This is a genomic window from Pantoea sp. C1E2, from assembly GCF_056491465.1.
Window position 1 is genome coordinate 288,868 of the sequence record NZ_JBSZHT010000004.1, and the last position, 15,712, is coordinate 304,579.

17 protein-coding genes are annotated in these 15,712 nt (G+C 53.4%); 5 read left to right on the forward strand and 12 right to left on the reverse strand.

The features are described 5' to 3' along the window. Positions 1–71: 71 nt before the first annotated feature. Positions 72–608 carry a tetratricopeptide repeat protein gene (locus ACXI0A_RS22845; protein WP_476147155.1) on the reverse strand — a complete coding sequence of 179 codons (537 nt, stop codon included), beginning with the start codon at positions 606–608 and terminating at the stop codon, positions 72–74. 3 nt (positions 609–611) lie between these two features. After that, positions 612–1,208: a cytochrome b/b6 domain-containing protein gene (locus ACXI0A_RS22850; protein WP_476146944.1), complete on the reverse strand. Its 597-nt coding sequence runs from the start codon at positions 1,206–1,208 to the stop codon at positions 612–614. Positions 1,209–1,380: 172 nt separating this feature from the next. Between ACXI0A_RS22850 and ACXI0A_RS22855 the strand changes: the two genes are divergently transcribed. Continuing rightward, positions 1,381–2,556 carry an efflux RND transporter periplasmic adaptor subunit gene (locus tag ACXI0A_RS22855; protein WP_476146943.1) on the forward strand — a complete coding sequence of 392 codons (1,176 nt, stop codon included), beginning with the start codon at positions 1,381–1,383 and terminating at the stop codon, positions 2,554–2,556. Then, positions 2,553–4,487, forward strand: coding sequence for a MacB family efflux pump subunit (locus ACXI0A_RS22860; protein ID WP_476146941.1), 1,935 nt, complete (start codon positions 2,553–2,555; stop codon positions 4,485–4,487). Before ACXI0A_RS22855 ends, ACXI0A_RS22860 begins: the two co-directional genes overlap by 4 nt. A 76-nt stretch (positions 4,488–4,563) precedes the next feature. Here ACXI0A_RS22860 and ACXI0A_RS22865 read toward each other — a convergent pair whose 3' ends face one another. Further along, a complete protein-coding gene (locus ACXI0A_RS22865) occupies positions 4,564–5,391 on the reverse strand; it encodes an SIS domain-containing protein (RefSeq protein WP_476146940.1) in 828 nt (275 codons plus the stop codon). Positions 5,392–5,565: 174 nt separating this feature from the next. On the opposite strand from ACXI0A_RS22865, the gene ACXI0A_RS22870 reads away from it, so the two are divergent. Together ACXI0A_RS22870 and ACXI0A_RS22875 are read left to right on the forward strand one after the other, a co-directional pair. Beyond that, entirely contained in the window at positions 5,566–7,122 is a 1,557-nt protein-coding gene (locus ACXI0A_RS22870; protein WP_476146938.1) for a PTS transporter subunit EIIC, read from the forward strand. After that, positions 7,119–7,808: an N-acetylmannosamine-6-phosphate 2-epimerase gene (locus ACXI0A_RS22875; protein WP_224933048.1), complete on the forward strand. Its 690-nt coding sequence runs from the start codon at positions 7,119–7,121 to the stop codon at positions 7,806–7,808. The genes ACXI0A_RS22870 and ACXI0A_RS22875 overlap by 4 nt, the downstream gene beginning before the upstream one ends. A gap of 72 nt (positions 7,809–7,880) precedes the next feature. Here the strand turns inward: ACXI0A_RS22875 and ACXI0A_RS22880 are convergent, their stop codons facing one another. The 3 genes from ACXI0A_RS22880 to ACXI0A_RS22890 all read right to left on the reverse strand — a co-directional run bounded on the left by ACXI0A_RS22880 (position 7,881) and on the right by ACXI0A_RS22890 (position 9,963). Further along, positions 7,881–8,096 (reverse strand): YdgH/BhsA/McbA-like domain containing protein, encoded by a 216-nt coding sequence (locus ACXI0A_RS22880; protein WP_034829885.1) that lies wholly within the window; start codon positions 8,094–8,096, stop codon positions 7,881–7,883. A gap of 338 nt (positions 8,097–8,434) precedes the next feature. Continuing rightward, positions 8,435–8,746 (reverse strand): cupin domain-containing protein, encoded by a 312-nt coding sequence (locus ACXI0A_RS22885; protein ID WP_224933047.1) that lies wholly within the window; start codon positions 8,744–8,746, stop codon positions 8,435–8,437. 86 nt (positions 8,747–8,832) lie between these two features. Continuing rightward, a complete protein-coding gene (locus tag ACXI0A_RS22890; RefSeq protein WP_476146936.1) occupies positions 8,833–9,963 on the reverse strand; it encodes an MFS transporter in 1,131 nt (376 codons plus the stop codon). A gap of 134 nt (positions 9,964–10,097) precedes the next feature. Between ACXI0A_RS22890 and ACXI0A_RS22895 the strand changes: the two genes are divergently transcribed. After that, the gene (locus tag ACXI0A_RS22895) at positions 10,098–10,847 is read left to right on the forward strand and encodes an IclR family transcriptional regulator domain-containing protein (protein WP_476146935.1); all 750 of its coding nucleotides are present in this window, start codon (positions 10,098–10,100) and stop codon (positions 10,845–10,847) included. 58 nt (positions 10,848–10,905) lie between these two features. Here ACXI0A_RS22895 and ACXI0A_RS22900 read toward each other — a convergent pair whose 3' ends face one another. The 6 genes from ACXI0A_RS22900 to ACXI0A_RS22925 form a co-directional block, all read right to left on the reverse strand. Continuing rightward, complete coding sequence (locus ACXI0A_RS22900; RefSeq protein WP_034829897.1) at positions 10,906–11,121, reverse strand: YdgH/BhsA/McbA-like domain containing protein; 216 nt, start codon at positions 11,119–11,121, stop codon at positions 10,906–10,908. Between the two features lie 108 nt (positions 11,122–11,229). After that, entirely contained in the window at positions 11,230–11,382 is a 153-nt protein-coding gene (locus tag ACXI0A_RS22905; RefSeq protein WP_224933044.1) for a hypothetical protein, read from the reverse strand. A 92-nt stretch (positions 11,383–11,474) separates the two neighbouring features. Beyond that, on the reverse strand, positions 11,475–11,690 hold the full coding sequence (locus ACXI0A_RS22910) for a YdgH/BhsA/McbA-like domain containing protein (protein ID WP_160867480.1): 216 nt from the start codon (positions 11,688–11,690) through the stop codon (positions 11,475–11,477). 127 nt (positions 11,691–11,817) lie between these two features. Continuing rightward, the gene (locus ACXI0A_RS22915; RefSeq protein ID WP_476146932.1) at positions 11,818–12,711 is read right to left on the reverse strand and encodes a dihydrodipicolinate synthase family protein; all 894 of its coding nucleotides are present in this window, start codon (positions 12,709–12,711) and stop codon (positions 11,818–11,820) included. 70 nt (positions 12,712–12,781) lie between these two features. Then, positions 12,782–14,110 carry a c-type cytochrome gene (locus tag ACXI0A_RS22920; protein WP_476146930.1) on the reverse strand — a complete coding sequence of 443 codons (1,329 nt, stop codon included), beginning with the start codon at positions 14,108–14,110 and terminating at the stop codon, positions 12,782–12,784. Then, the gene (locus tag ACXI0A_RS22925; protein ID WP_476146928.1) at positions 14,103–15,707 is read right to left on the reverse strand and encodes an FAD-dependent oxidoreductase; all 1,605 of its coding nucleotides are present in this window, start codon (positions 15,705–15,707) and stop codon (positions 14,103–14,105) included. Before ACXI0A_RS22925 ends, ACXI0A_RS22920 begins: the two co-directional genes overlap by 8 nt. Positions 15,708–15,712 lie beyond the last annotated feature (5 nt).

Sequence of the window (15,712 nt, forward strand, 5' to 3'; positions counted from 1 at the left end):
GTCAGATGTGCCGCCAGATGTTGACGGACTTCAGTGCTGGTAATGTTTACGTCCTCCGTCAACCGGGCTCATCAGGACTCCGGATGACCATTAATGGCCGCATGTAAATCCTGATACTCTTCACAATTCACACCGCATAGCGATTTGATAATAGTGAGCTGCTCTTTAGCCAGATCGGGACGGCCTTTGATCATCCAGGCTTCACCTAAATATTCACGCACTTTGGCATATTTGGGATCCAGCGCGATCGATTTCTGATAGTAACTCATCCCTTCGTCGGTGCGGCCCAGTTTACGCGTGGCGTAACCGCGATAGTTCCATGCCTCTTTGGTGTTCTGATTGTGCAGCGTGTCCAGTAACGTCAGCGCAGCCTGGTACTCGCCCTTTTTAGCCAGGTGGTAGGCGTAATTGGTCTTGTCCTCATCGCTCAGCATGCTGGTTTTTTCCGACATGCAGGATTTAGTCTTGCTGTCATAAACCTGCCCTTTCGGACAGTCCGGGGTTTTCTTGTCGCTGTCGTCATCGCCCATGGCGAATGCTACCGGTGCATGTAACGCCATCAGCAATACCAGCACGGCAAACCAGCGAACCTGAGTCATCATCTTCATCATTCATTTATCCTCGCGGAGTGGCATCGAATCGCGCAACGGCAGCATACGGCGCAGCACGTTGTCACGCAGAACGTAGTGATGGATTAACGCCGCCAGCGCATGCGCGCCTGCCAGGCTAATCAGCGCCCAGGCAACGTTATTGTGTAATCCCGCCAGCGTGTGACGCAGTGCGGTATCGACATGAATAAAGGTGGGAATATCGAACAGGCCAAAAAAGTTAAACGGCTCCTGCTGCGACCAGCGAAACAGAAAACCCAGTGCAACCTGAGTCAACAACAGCAGGTACAACAACCCATGCACCGCATGAGCAATGATTCGCATCAGCGTACTGCTCTCAGCGGGCGCCACGGCCAGGTGTGACTGACGTTGGCTATAAACACGCCACAACGGTCGCACAATCATGACTAATGCCAGCAAAATGCCAAAAGAGATATGCCACGCCTGTAATCCCTTGCGCAGCGGTGTGCCTTTTTCCAGTTGTTCCCAAATATGCGCAGAGGCAAACAAAAAAATGACGCTAAACGCGGTGATCCAGTGCAGCGTCATGCTGAATGCGTCATAGCGTTGACGTGAATTTTGGCGGGTCGGAGCGGACATAGCATTTCCCAAAGCGTGAGTGGTTTAGGGGTAAACAACTCAACGACGATTTCTATTCGGAAAATTTTCATTTTTTTCTCAACGCGCCCGATTTAATGCAAGAATCCTGACGAATTTTCTCCTGTTTGTTGCATTTAGTGATTACTATTCTCGCTTCATTAAAGGGATGCTTATGTTGAATACCTCTAAAAAGCGGCTTTTCGTCGCGATCGTTATTTTGGCGATCATTATTCTGGTCTGGGCCTACAGCAGCACACGACCAAAACCGAATCCACTGGTCACTGCCGTTGTGCGTCAAGGCAACATTGAAAACGTCATCGCTGCAACCGGCAAGATGGACGCTATCGAGCGCGTCAACGTCGGTGCGCAGGTGTCAGGTCAGGTAAAAAAGCTCTATATCAAAGCCGGTGATAACGTCAGTAAGGGCGAGCTGATCGCTGAAATTGACGATCAGCCACAGCGCAGTGATTTACGTAATGCGCAGGCCGCGTTGAGCGTCGCGCAAGCCGATCTGGAGACACGCGAAGCGACGTTGGTCCGGCAGGATGCGCAGTTCAAACGTCTGCAGCAAATGATTAAAGCCAATTTGGTCTCGCGTCAGGATTTTGATGAAGCGGCTGAGGCGTGGAGCACCGCGCGGGCAGAGTTAACGGCACAAAAAGCGCGCGTGATTCAGGCGCAGATTGAGGTGGACAAGAAACAGCTCGATCTCAGCTATACCCGCATCATGGCGCCGATGGATGGCACGGTGATCGCTATCGTCACCAAACAGGGCCAGACGGTTAATGCCGCGCAAAGTGCGCCGACCATCGCTAAGCTGGCTCAGCTCGGCACTATGACCATTAAGGTGCAGATTTCCGAAGCGGATATCACCAATATTCAACCCGGTCAGCAGGCGTGGTTCACCACCTTTGCCAATCCCGATAAACGCTACAACGCCACGTTGCGCAGCATTGAACTGGCACCGGAATCGGTGATGAAAGATGATGCCCTAATGGGCAACAGCGAGAGCACGCCTTCCAGCAGCACCAACGCCGCGATTTATTATAATGCCCTGCTGGATGTCCCCAACCCGGATAATGTCCTGCGCATCTCCATGACCGCGCAGGTGAACTTACTGCGCGACACGGCAAAAGATGCCCTGCTGATTCCGGTACAAGCAACGAAAAAAGATTCCGAAGGTAAAACCTATGTGGAAGTGGCTGATAAGCAGAATCAGCCTGAGAAACGCATTATCACCACTGGGATCTCAGACAGCGTCGATATTCAGGTACTCAGCGGTTTACAAGCCGGTGAGAAAGTGATTCTCGCGACCCAGGCTGTTGGCGCGGACAAGGTGGTGATGTGAGCCTGATCGAACTGAAAAACATTCAGCGCAGCTATGTTAACGGTTCAGAATCTCTGCATGTGCTGAAAGACATCAACTTGCAGATTGCCAGTGGCGAAATGGTGGCGATCATTGGCCCTTCCGGATCGGGCAAATCCACACTGCTGAATATTCTCGGTTGTTTGGATGCCGCCGACAGTGGTCACTATTTTATTGCCGGGCAGAATACCGCTTCACTTTCACCGGATGCGCTGGCGAAAGTCCGTCGCGAACATATTGGCTTTATTTTTCAACGCTACCACTTGATGCCGGACCTCACCGCACTAAGCAACGTCGAGATTCCGGCAATTTATGCCAATTTCCAGGGACAGTCGCGCCGGGAACGGGCCGCTCAATTGCTGGAGCGATTGGGACTGAAAGGCCGTGAACACCATAAACCGGGCGAACTTTCCGGTGGTCAGCAGCAGCGTGTGAGTATTGCGCGTGCATTGATCAATGGCGCTGAAATTATTCTTGCCGATGAACCCACGGGCGCGCTGGATTCCCATTCGGGCGAAGAAGTGTTACGCATCCTTCATGATTTAAATCGGGAAGGCCACACGGTGATTATCGTGACGCACGATATGAAAGTGGCGCAGCACGCTGACCGTATTATCGAAATCCAGGACGGAGAAATTTTTGCCGACAGTGGGCCAAAAACGAATGAAACGCGAGCGCGCTATCAGCCGATGGCGCGCAAAAGCCAGAGCAAGCTGCGGGGATTAGTTGATCGCCTGCGCGAATCGATGCGCATGGCGCTGAATGCCATGAACACCCACCGCTTGCGTACCGCACTGACCATGACCGGCATCATTTTTGGTATCGCCGCCGTAGTGACCGTGGTGGCACTCGGGCAAGGCGCACGAGAAAAAACGTTGGAGAGCATCTCCGGGCTGGGTACCAATGTCGTCTCGATTTACGCTGGCAGTGATTTTGCCGAGGATGACGCGCACCCGATTCTGACACTGGTGATGGCCGATGCTGATGTGATTGCTCGTCAACAGTTTGTCGACAAAGTCAGCCCTGAATTGCTATCGACCCAGCCGATACGCTATCTCTCCAACTCATCGAAAGCCTCTGTCTCCGGTGTGGGTAAAGATTACTTCGAGATCCAGGGTATCAAACTCACCGAAGGCAGTAACTTCAGTGATGAACGCCATGCCCGGCAAGAGATCATCATCGATACCAACACGCGTAATAAGTTGTTCGCCGCGCATGAAAATCCCATCGGCAAAATGATCGTTTTAGGTTCTGTGCCGGTGCGCGTGATTGGAGTGGCGCATGAAGATAACGGTATTTCGCCCAATCGCCTGAGCGTATGGCTGCCGTGGAGCACCATGATGTACCGCATCAGTGGGCAAACGGCCCTGACCAGTATCAGCGTCAAGCTTAAAGATGATGTGGTTAGCGGTCCGGCGGTGGAATCGCTGACGCAGTTACTGACTGCGCGTCACGGCACCAAAGACTTCCTGATGTTTAACCGCGATAAATATCGCAAGGCGATTGAGGGAGCTGCCGCCACCTTGACCCTGTTGATTTTGATGGTGGCGTCGATTGCCTTGATGATTGGCAGTATCGGCGTGATGAATATCATGCTGGTGTCGGTGACTGAACGAACGCATGAGATTGGCGTGCGCATGGCCGTGGGGGCGCGACGAGGCGATATCATGCAGCAGTTTATGATCGAAGCCGTGCTGGTTTGTCTGGTGGGCGGCTCGCTTGGCGTGGCGCTTTCATTGGTGATCGGTCCGCTGATTAGCCTGATGGCGGGCGGTGTATTAACCGCCATCTACTCGTGGGAGTCGGCGGGTGCTGCCTTTGCCTGCTCCACCATCATCGGCATGATTTTTGGCTATCTGCCCGCGCGCAAAGCTGCACGTATGGATCCGGTCGCCGCGCTGGCGAGTGAGTAAATTTGTTTTCTCGGGTGCGCGTAGCGGCGCACCGATTTTCACGTCATGTTGGAATTGAGAGCGACTTACAGAACGGTTAGATCAGCATCGGCAATGTCGCACTGGCCGTTTGCTGACTGGCTGTGGCGTAATGCGCATCATGCGTCATCAGTTCCCCCATTAATGCCTCCACCAGCAACATCGCCCCAACTTTACCACTGAGCGTTCCGGCATTAAGCGGACCTTCCGGTCGCGCCGCCACCAGCAGCATATCCGCCAGATTGCCCATCGGACTGCGCAGCGTGTTACTTAACATCAGCAGCTGCGCTTTGCGCTTCTTCGCTACGTTGACCACATGCATCAAATCTTTGGTCGAACCGGAAGCAGAGATAGCAATAACCAAATCGCCCTCTCCTAATGTCGAAGCATTCATGGCCGCGCGATGCATATCGCCAAACAGTTGCGCGGATTTACCCAGCCGCAGCAGGCGATAATGCAAATATTCACCGGTTATCGCGCTGGCAGCCACGCCATAGATTTGGATGAATCGTGCCTGATGCAGCGCCGCGCCCGCCTGCTGTAAAACATCCCGATCAATAAATTTTCCGGTGTCACGCAGCGCCTGCACCGACTCTTCCACCAGCGCATCAACCGGATCGCCACTCGCCGCCTGTGCTGGCTGACTCTTCTGCACATCCATCGCCAGCGCCATCTTAAATTCGGTATAGCCTTTGCAGCTCAGGTTACGGCATAAGCGCGTCACACTGGCTTCGCTGGTGTCCGTTTCTTTCGCCAACTCGGTAATGGTGAGATACAGCACTCGCTGCGGTTCAGTCAGGATGAAGTCGCCCAACTTTTGCAGCGCGGGACTGTAGCCCGGCAAGCCCTGCTTCAGATGCAGCAAAATATTTCCATTGTCCGTCATGACACCTCTCCATTAGCCAAAATTGATGGCGCTTAGTGTGCGTAAAGGCCTGGGTTTGTGCCAGCAGAATTGATTATAAGTGAAAGCTATCACACTAATGGTAGTAATTTTCATTCGATGAGGTAGATTGTGGTAATAATTTTTACCACAACAACACTTCGGGGATAAAAATTTATGTCAATGTTCAGTGGGGCCTCTTCAGGAGGCTGGTTTGAAAGAGCGCAGCGTTTCGGAAAATCCTTTATGTTGCCGATCGCGGTATTGCCTGCCGCCGGTTTGCTACTGGGCATTGGCGGCGCGTTATCCAATCCCAACACCGTTAAGGCCTATCCGTTTCTGGATATCGCCTGGCTACAAGGTGTGTTCACCATCATGGCCAGCGCAGGTTCGGTGGTCTTCGCCAACCTTGCGGTGCTGTTTGCGGTGGGCGTGGCGGTAGGACTGGCTAAAAGCGACAAGGGCACGGCTGGCCTGGCATCTCTGCTCGCCTATCTGGTGATGAATGCCACCATCAATGCACTCTTGACGCTGACCGGCGTGCTGGCCAGTAGCAATCTGAGCGCCGTGGGTCAAGGAATGGCGCTAGGCATTCAAACGCTGGAAACCGGCGTGTTCGGTGGTGTGGTGATTGGGCTGGTCACCGCGTTGCTGCACAATCGCTATAACAAAATTGCCCTACCACAATTTCTTGGCTTCTTCGGTGGCTCGCGTTTCGTCCCGATTATTAGCTCGTTCGTGGCGATTATCGTTGGCGCGGCAATGACCATCGTCTGGCCGCACTTCCAGAAACTGATTTTTGGCATGGGCGGGTTAGTCGACGCCACAGGCTACTTTGGCACCTTCATTTACGGCTTCGTATTGCGCATGCTTGGCCCCTTCGGTCTGCATCACATCTTCTACCTGCCGTTCTGGACCACCGCATTAGGCGGCAGTGAGATGGTGAATGGGCATCTGGTTGAAGGCACTCAGCGCATCTTCTTTGCTCAGTTGGCCGATCCCAACACCCAGCAGTTTTACCTCGGTACCGCGCGTTTTATGTCGGGCCGTTTCATCACCATGATGTTCGGACTGCTCGGTGCCTGCCTTGCGATGTATCACACCACCAAACCCGAGAACCGCAAACGTGTGGCGGGTTTGTTGTTATCCGCTGCTCTCACCTCATTCCTGACCGGGATCACCGAACCGATTGAGTTCTCGTTCCTGTTTGTGGCACCGGTGTTGTATGTGATCCACGCGCTGTTCGATGGCCTGGCCTTTATGATCGCCCACATTTTACACATCACTATTGGGCAAACCTTCTCCGGCGGCTTGATCGATTTCATTCTGTTTGGTGTTTTGCAGGGCGAAGCGAAAACGCATTGGATGTATGTGCCGTTGGTCGGTATGCCATGGTTCCTGCTCTATTACTTCACCTTCCGCTTGCTGATTACTCGTTTCAATTTTAAAACGCCGGGCCGTGAAGATATCAGCATCGATACACTGCCGATTGCCGCAGGCGAACGCCCTTTGCAGGTGATTGAAGCGCTGGGTGGCAAAGACAATATTGCCGAACTTGACTGCTGCGCCACGCGTTTACGTATCACGTTGAACGACAGTTCTAAACTTAATGAAGCTGCATTGAAGGCCACGGGCGCCCGCGCGGTGATCCAACGCGGTAAAGGCGTGCAGGTGATCTACGGCCCGCACGTCACCATTATCAAAAATGAAGTTGAGGAGTTACTCGCGCTATGAAAGCAAACATGCTGGATCAGATTCAGGGAAAACTGGTGGTGTCCTGTCAGGCACTGGAAGATGAACCCCTGCACAGCCCTTACATTATGTCGCGCATGGCACTCGCCGCGATGCAAGGAGGCGCGGCGGCGATCCGCGCCAACAGTCTGGTCGATGTACAGCAGATTATGCAAACCGTGGATTTACCGATCATCGCTATCATCAAACGCGATTATCCAGGCAGTGATGTATATATCACCGCCACGCTAAAAGAGGTGGATGAATTGATGGAGGCGAATCCGGCAATGATCGCGCTGGATGCCACTCAGCATCAACGGCCTGGCGATCTGCAGTTACCTCAACTTGTGAAGGCAATACGTCAACGCTATCCGCAATTATTACTTATGGCAGATATCGCGACTGTCGATGAAGCGTTGCAGGCTGATGAACTGGGCTTCGACTGCGTGGGCACTACGCTGCATGGCTATACATCGGAAACGCGCGGAGCGTACCTGGCGGCAAATGATTTTCACTTCCTGCGTACAGTTTTAGCTTCAGTGAAGGCGCCGGTGATTGCAGAAGGTAATGTGGAAACACCTGAGATGGCAGCGCAATGTTTAAAACTGGGTGCGCATGCGGTAGTCGTCGGTGGCGCGATTACCCGGCCTCAGCAAATAACGCAGCGTTTCGTCAGCGCAATTAGCTAAGACGTTTTGCTTGGGTAATAAAAACAGCAAAGCCGCCCGGAGGCGGCCTTAACGCTGAAGCTGATTTCGAACTTATTTGTACAGTTCTGCAGTCATGTGCACACGGTTATTGGTGTTTGCTTCAGTGATTTTGTACTGTGCGCCCTGCTGCTGAGCAACAGCGGCAACTTTCGCTTCTGCACCGTCCAGAGTTGAAGACTCGACAGAAATGCTCTGTGCAAAGCTTGCTGCAGACATCAGTGAAAGAGCGGCAGCAGCGGCGATGGTCAGTGTTTTAATGGTTTTCATGGTCATATTCCTTTGGGTTGTTTAAGAAGGCTGTGTGCCTTCGATGGAAACAATAATACCCTAAGTTACCATTACCATATTAACTATTAGTGCGATCATGATGATCCAGCTAATCATGACCCGAGTTACTGTTACACTAACCGCTATAATGATCATGATGTTATCCACATTTCAGGTGAAAAGACGACGCGTTAACCTGTGGATAAATCTCTGCACTCCGCCCACCATGCTATCTGACTCGAGGTGGCTATTTTTCGTACGGTGTAAGCATATCGTCATAAACTTGGAGGCTTTGGCTTTTGGCTGCTGGATTGTTTTGGATTGCAGAGGACGAGATGTCACACCGAATCGTCTTTTTCTATCACCAGCACCCGCGCCGCTCCCTGCGGATGGGCAACATGCTCTGTCCCCACGCTGGCAAAGAAAATATCCCCCACATTTAACATCACTTTTTTAATTTCACCTTGCTCGCGGTAATGCATTTCGACTGTACCGTCCAATACCACGAACACCTCTTCGCCGTCGTTGATATGCCAGCGATAGGATTTATCGGTCCAGTGGAGTCTGACGCTGGTGCCGTCGAAGTTGGCAATATCGACAGCGTCCCATGCTTTGGCAGGAGTAAAGTTTTTGCTGATGATGGTTTTCATACGCGACCTAAACGAGTGAGATTGCGCTCTATTTTAACGGGAAGCGCCAGGCATATGAGGACATGCATCGACCCTTTTCGGCCAGGTTACCCCCTCACCACAGCAAACTTACGCAACGCAATAATATTCATCACGGCCAGAATGGCCGCGGCTATAAAGGTCATCGCCACCTGGCCGGGAATATAAGCCATAAAGGCCGCGAGGAATTGCCCGGCAAAGATTGCCATCGATAAGCGCGCCAGTTGTCGTCCGCGCTCATGTGGTTGGCTGGTTTCAACCGTCATATGATTGACCAGTGGCACCGACAGACCAAAACCCATGCCTAACAGGATGCCGCCCGGCAGGCACAGCAGCATGTCCGGTGCAGCAGCAAACTCCAGGTGCGCCAACATATAACAAACGAAAGCCATGATCAGCGTTGGATAAGGACCAAACTGCAGTGCCACATGCGGCATCAACGCTGCAGCCAACACGGCCACCAGCGAAACGAATGACAGAAAATACCCGATATGAGCGGCATCCACGCCCAACGCGGCAAAGCGCTGAGGCAGCATGATGATGGCGGTAAAGAAACACATCATGGAGCAAATAGCTGCCAGCAGCACTGGCCTCAATGCCTGATTACTGTTGGTTGCGCCTTCATCAATGACGCCAGTGGCGATTTGTAGTTGCGGTCGCGGAATAAAAATGACCACCAGCGCGATCAGCAACCAGGAGAACAGATAGAGAGCATAGGGATAGCGCCAACTTAAAGAAGCGAGAATCCCGCCAATAAACAAAAACACCACGCCACCGAGTTCGATAGCCATACCCTGGCGCGCCATCATTTTTAGTCGTGCTTCAGCCTGATAAAAAGTGGCAATTAAACTGGTCCCTGCCGACATCACCACGGCGGTAAAACAGCCTAATAGGACACGATCAAAGATTTGCAGGGGTGCACCGGGCAGCCAGGCACCCGCCACGCCCAAACCGCCATAAAAGAAAAGGCCCACAAGGAGCATGGGGTACGCGCCGTAACGATCTATCGCTCGGCCGGCAAAGGGCCCTGCCACCACCACGCCGAATGCTGGCAGCGTTACCAGCCAATTAGCCAGATGTGAAACGCCTAATTGCGCAGCAATCTCACTCAATCCCGGCACGATAACGCAGCCCACCATGATGGTCAGGCAACTCACCGCCAATAATGTCATTGCCGCTGCAGGCTTTAATACAGTCATGAATACACCTATCCGAATAATGGGTTTATTATCCACATATCGGACATTAGTGTTTAGGTAATCGCGCGTGATGTCAATTACTAGCGGGTAACGTGATAGAGTGGCGCGCGGGAAATTGATGAAACGGATGAATAATGGTCGCAGATACTGAAGCTAACGGTTCACAGGTGATTGCACGTGCCGCCACCCTTTTGCGCGCACTGGAAAATCGCCCCGCTGGATTATCAATGTCCGAACTGGCGAAATCGACTGCGTTACCGCGAACGACGGTTCATCGATTGGTGACCTCTCTCATTGCGCAGCAGTTGCTGATCCAGGACAGCGAGGGCATTAAACTGGGGCCCGCACTCGCCAGGCTCGCCGCCTCGGCGCACACCGATATTATTGCGCTGGCGCAACCAGCGATGGAGACGCTGGGCCGCCGCACCCGCGAAACGGTAGATTTATGTGTCTGGCGTGGTAGCCACACGGTACTGGTTAGCCAATATGCTTCGGATCAGGAGCTGCGTGTGGTATCGCCCATCAGCACCGCCTTTCCTTCCCACTGCGCCGCACATGGTAAAGCCCTATTGGCTGAGCAGCCTGAAGAGCTTTTGAGAACGTTGCTGCCACAGCTGAACGAAGTGCGCACCTTGCAGACATTGAAGGATCGTCAGCCTTTATTAAAAGCGATTGCGTCAATTCGCCAGCAAGGTTATGCGATTGATCGGGAAGAGCATGCGCGCGGCGTTTGTGGTGTGAGTGTTGCACTCCACACCGGGCCGGGTGAGCGTTATGCACTGGCCTTAGCGGTGCCAGCAATGCGTTTTGATGAGCAATTTCCCCAACTGCTGGCCGCGCTGATGCAGGCGAAAGCAGAAATTGAAACGCTGGTGGCGCGCTGAGTGATATAAACAGCAAAGCCGCCCGAAGGCGGCCTTAACGCTGAAGCGGAAACTGAACTTATTTGTACAGTTCTGCAGTCATGTGCACACGGTTGTTGGTGTTTGCTTCAGTGATTTTGTACTGTGCGCCCTGCTCCTGTGCCACTGCGGCTACTTTTGCTTCTGCACCGTCAAGAGTTGAAGACTCTACAGAAATGCTCTGTGCAAAGCTGGCAGCAGACATCAGTGAAAGAGCGGCAGCAGCGGCGATGGTCAGTGTTTTAATGGTTTTCATGGTCATATTCCTTTGGGTTGTTTAAGAAGGCTGTGTGCCTTCGATGAAACAATGATAACTCTAGTTATCATTTCTATATTAACTATTAGTGCGGTAATGATGATCGAGCTAATTATTGTTCGCGAGCAAAGTGCGCACGGTTGAGATAAATTGCGGCCACTGATGGAAACGCATCACTGGCATATGCGCATGACGCTGCGAGCGCAGCGCTTCAACAAACGCACTGGCTTGCTGGTCAATCTGGTCATGATTCTGTTTCATGATGCTGTCTCCACTGCACTTCGCTTTTCAACGAAAAAGGCCGCCCCGTAAGGCGGCCTGCTCCGGCACTTCCATGTGCAACCATCCGTTAATTATTTGTACAGCTCAGCGGTCATGTGCACGACATTACCGTCGCTGGCTTCAATGATTTTATATTGTGCGTTCTGCTGATGTGCCTGAGCAGCGATTTTCGCTTCCGCACCGTCCAGAGTCAGTGAAGTGGCTGATACTGTTTGAGCAAAGCTTGCAGCAGACATCAGTGAAAGAGCGGCAACAGCGGCGATTGACATTGCTTTGATAGTTTTCATGGTCATATTCCTTGGTTTATCTGATGAGAAGGCTGTGTGCCTTCGATGGAAGTGATAATAACCAAGTAAACTATATCCATCTTAACTATTAGTGCGATCATTATGATCGCACTAATAGTTAACTTTATTAAGACAGATCCAATGATTCAATCACTTGTCGCACTTCACGCTGCTCTTCACGGGATAATGCACGCAGCGGGCGTGGCAAATTATTCTCGTCCGCCAGGCCGAGGAGTGCCGCCGCCGCCGCCATCACTCGGATGCTGCCGCCATGCTGGTGGAACAGCGCCCAAAGCGGTGCTAACCGTAGAGACTGCTCAGCTACTGCATTGAAATCCCCTGCCTGAGCGTCTTGGGTGAGCGCTAATGCCGTGTTGGGAAACAATCCGCCGCACACGGAATACCAGACGTCACATCCGGCCACCAGACCGTTACCCGCAGATGCATCGCCGCTGACGCCGATACTAATGTGTTTAGGCAACTGCGCTCGCAGTGCGCTCACCCGCTGCGTAGCCGCCGATATTTGGTCAGGAACACCCGGGATTTTGATCGAAGCTATGTTGGAAAGCGCGGCGATCCGTGCGTAGAGGGCATCGGAAAATGATGTGTGCGTGGTGCCGGGGTTGTCATAGACGCAGATGGGCACCGAGACGTGCTGAGCCACCTCGGCATAAAAATTATACACCTCTTCTTCGGTGAGCTTTTGGTAAGAGACAGCTGGCAATAATAGCGCGCTGACGCCCGCCTGCTGCGCATCATCGGCCAGCCGCAATACTTCATCAGTGCTGATTGCGCCAATGCTGACCATGACTGGAATGCCGTCTGCATGCTGGACGGCCAGTGTCGCCACGCGCTTGCGTTGCTCTCGAGTGAAGTAAGCGTAGCTGCCGGTTGAACCCAGCACGCCCAGCGAATCGACCTTAGCAGTGATCAATCGCGCGAGGATCTTTAGAAAGGATTGTTCGTCGATGCCTGTCGCATTAACGGGGGTCAGTGGGAACGCACTAAGACCTGAAAACATAGCCAGCTCCTGTTAGATAACGTAAAACGCATCTTAACAACAGCTGACTATTTGTCATAGGACAAAGCGGTTAGCGTTTGGCCTTTCTTCTACATCTCAACCAAATCAGGCCGAGTACGACAATGATACCTGCCGCTGCCATACCAATCCGCGACACCAGCATCAAGGGTGACGCGTCACCGCCTGCGCGCAACGATTTCACGCGCTCCTCAGTGATTTGCACCTTGCTGTGACCGATATCCTGCATCACATAGTTTGTGACAGCAGCTACCTGATGATCATTCAGCTCACCGGCAAAGCCAATCATTCCCTGGTCGTGCTCTGGCCACACCCCATCCAATACCGCCATCGCCACGTTATCGGCGTTGGGCTTATTCAGCACCGGATGATGCTGCAATGCTGGCAAACCGTTCAGCCCTTCACCTGTCAGGTTATGGCAGGAGGCGCAGTTGTTGCGATAGATCTGCTCGCCCTCGCTGACCGCAGCCTGTGGCGTGTCGTCGCCCCGGACTCGCGTCCAGTGATTCGTCGGCGTTGGTTCGGCTGCAATACTGTCCTGAGGCAGCAGATACGTCGCGATAGCCTGACGATCTTCTGGCGTCATGCGTGAGAAGCTTTTATCGATAGCTTCCAGCATCGGACCGCCCGCTGTGGCGCCATTGCTGGCATGACCTGTCGCCAGATACTGCGCCAGCATGTCACGCGTCCAATGCGGTTTACCCTGCAGCGTTGCCGCCGTGATATCAGGCGCAAACCAGGTGCCGAGTGATGCGCCCTGCAGGCTCTTATCCTGCTGCTCTGCCATCAGGAAATTACGCGGCGTGTGGCAAGTGCTGCAGTGGGTTAACCCCTGCACCAGATAGGCGCCGCGATTCCACTCGTCCGACTGTTGGGCATCAGGCTGGAACGGCTTGCTGTCGAGGAACAACAGGTTCCACGCCGCCATACTGAAACGCAGACTGAACGGGAATGGCAGCGCAGTCTTCTCTGGCTGCACATCCACCGGTTGCACGCCCTGCATAAAGTAAGCATACAAAGCAGCGACATCTTCATCGGTTAACTTCGCATAAGCGGTGTAAGGCATCGCCGGGTAGAGTTGGCTACCATCACCACGCACGCCCTTACGCAATGCATCCGCAAACTGCTGCTCAGTGTAATGACCGATGCCCGCTGCTTTGGATGGCGTGATATTAGTACTGAAGATGGTCCCTAGCGGGCTGGCAATCGCATGACCACCGCTGAACGGCGCTTTGCCCGCTTCGGTATGGCACGCGCCGCAGTCGCCGGCAATGGCCAGATACTCGCCACGTTTGATCAGCTGCTGATCCTCGGCCTGCGCCTGTGAAACCGCTAACGCCAAAGTGCCTGCGGCAAGCAGGGCTTTCCAGTGCTTAGCCATGTTGCGTCTCCTGCAGGATTTTGTCCGCGGTGCGTAATGCCAGCGCCATGGCGGTCAGCGTCACGTTACAGGTACCGACGGTGGGCATCACGCCGGTGCCGACCATAAACAGGTTTTGATGATCATGCGCGCGTCCCCAGGCATCGGTGACGCTGGTCGCCGGATCAAGTCCCATTGAGAGCGTGCCGGTGATGTGCTGGCGGTTGGAAAACTTACCGCTCTTGCTGTGCTTGATGTTGGTTGCGCCGAGTTTGGTCGCAATCGCGTCATAGCATTCACGGGTTTTCGCGGTGCCTTTAACGACGTAATCGTTCACATCCCAATACAGCGATGGCGTCGGTAAACCCAGCTCATCTTTGTTGCTGCTCAAGGTCACGCGGTTGTTAGGATCGGGTAACTGCTCCAGCGCATTTTTGATGCTGAGGCGGCGCGCGGCACGGAAGCGAATCGCATCCTGCAACTTCTTGCCAAACAGCCCTTCCGCTAAAGCTTCTTTGGTCACTGAGGCAACCTGTGAGGCGTTAGAGATATCAATACGGAACGGTGAATGTTCGCTGCGGAAATCACCGTCACGGAATTGACCAATCGAGCAAGGACTCACCGGCCCACGTCCTGGCCAAATCTCTTCATCGACATCAAACGTCACGCCAATCGCCGGGTGATCGCACAGATTACGACCGACATGATTGTGCGCGTTGGCGATACCGTTCGGGAATTTATCGCTGACAGACATCAGCAACAGTTTCGGGGTTTCAATCGCGTTGGCGGCCAGCACAAAGGTTTCAGCCGTGACACGATGGCTGACTTTGTTCCAGTCATAGTAATTTGCTGCCACAATATTGCCTTTGGCATCATGCTCCAGCTGATACACCACCGCTTCGGTGATCACTTTAACACCGCTGTTTTCAGCCTGCTGTGCAGCAATCCCGCCGTGATACTGGGCGTCGATTGGGCAGAGCGGCATGCAGTTGTTGTTACCGCAGCAGGCAGGGCGACCATCGTAACTGTGGCTGTTGCGGCCGGTACTGTCATCCAGCACGGTGAAGTCAGGCGCAAGGCGAGCTGTCACGCGCTGCTGAAGCCAGGAGGCGGGGACGCGTTCCATCGGGTAAGGTTTGCTGCGCGGCGAGCCATTGTCCGGCGATCCGCCCACGCCCGCGATCACTTCTGCCTGATAGTAATACTCTTCCAAGTCGTCATAACCGATTGGCCAATCTTTGCCGATGCCATACTGGCTGTGCTGACGGAAGTCGTTGGGAACAAAGCGCCATAACTGCGCCGCCCAGTGCCAGCTGGTACCACCAAACATACGGATGTACTGCGCAGCAAACGGATGCGGCCCGGCCTGATGCAGGTAATCATTCGGCTCTGGCGTATAGCGCGGATGCGGCGCCTTGGGCGAGAACGGATACGGCGACATAAAGTCAGATTTGAATGCAGACGCACGGAAACGCTCAACCAGTTGATCGCGTCCAACTTTCGGGCCGGACTCCAGTAACAGTACTGATTTACCTGCTTTTGCCAGACGGGTTGCCAGCAGCGAGCCATTAACGCCCGCGCCAATCACCACTACGTCGGCGGAATTATTGTTTTTCATAACGA

Bases quoted from the DNA above. Each gene is read 5' to 3' on its own strand.
- ACXI0A_RS22845 (WP_476147155.1), bottom strand. From the start codon at position 608: ATGAAGATGATGACTCAGGTTCGCTGGTTTGCCGTGCTGGTATTGCTG.
- ACXI0A_RS22850 (WP_476146944.1), bottom strand. From the start codon at position 1,208: ATGTCCGCTCCGACCCGCCAAAATTCACGTCAACGCTATGACGCATTC.
- ACXI0A_RS22855 (WP_476146943.1), top strand. From the start codon at position 1,381: ATGTTGAATACCTCTAAAAAGCGGCTTTTCGTCGCGATCGTTATTTTG.
- ACXI0A_RS22865 (WP_476146940.1), bottom strand. From the start codon at position 5,391: ATGACGGACAATGGAAATATTTTGCTGCATCTGAAGCAGGGCTTGCCG.
- ACXI0A_RS22870 (WP_476146938.1), top strand. From the start codon at position 5,566: ATGTCAATGTTCAGTGGGGCCTCTTCAGGAGGCTGGTTTGAAAGAGCG.
- ACXI0A_RS22875 (WP_224933048.1), top strand. From the start codon at position 7,119: ATGAAAGCAAACATGCTGGATCAGATTCAGGGAAAACTGGTGGTGTCC.
- ACXI0A_RS22880 (WP_034829885.1), bottom strand. From the start codon at position 8,096: ATGAAAACCATTAAAACACTGACCATCGCCGCTGCTGCCGCTCTTTCA.
- ACXI0A_RS22885 (WP_224933047.1), bottom strand. From the start codon at position 8,746: ATGAAAACCATCATCAGCAAAAACTTTACTCCTGCCAAAGCATGGGAC.
- ACXI0A_RS22890 (WP_476146936.1), bottom strand. From the start codon at position 9,963: ATGACTGTATTAAAGCCTGCAGCGGCAATGACATTATTGGCGGTGAGT.
- ACXI0A_RS22895 (WP_476146935.1), top strand. From the start codon at position 10,098: ATGGTCGCAGATACTGAAGCTAACGGTTCACAGGTGATTGCACGTGCC.
- ACXI0A_RS22900 (WP_034829897.1), bottom strand. From the start codon at position 11,121: ATGAAAACCATTAAAACACTGACCATCGCCGCTGCTGCCGCTCTTTCA.
- ACXI0A_RS22905 (WP_224933044.1), bottom strand. From the start codon at position 11,382: ATGAAACAGAATCATGACCAGATTGACCAGCAAGCCAGTGCGTTTGTT.
- ACXI0A_RS22910 (WP_160867480.1), bottom strand. From the start codon at position 11,690: ATGAAAACTATCAAAGCAATGTCAATCGCCGCTGTTGCCGCTCTTTCA.
- ACXI0A_RS22915 (WP_476146932.1), bottom strand. From the start codon at position 12,711: ATGTTTTCAGGTCTTAGTGCGTTCCCACTGACCCCCGTTAATGCGACA.
- ACXI0A_RS22920 (WP_476146930.1), bottom strand. From the start codon at position 14,110: ATGGCTAAGCACTGGAAAGCCCTGCTTGCCGCAGGCACTTTGGCGTTA.
- ACXI0A_RS22925 (WP_476146928.1), bottom strand. From the start codon at position 15,707: ATGAAAAACAATAATTCCGCCGACGTAGTGGTGATTGGCGCGGGCGTT.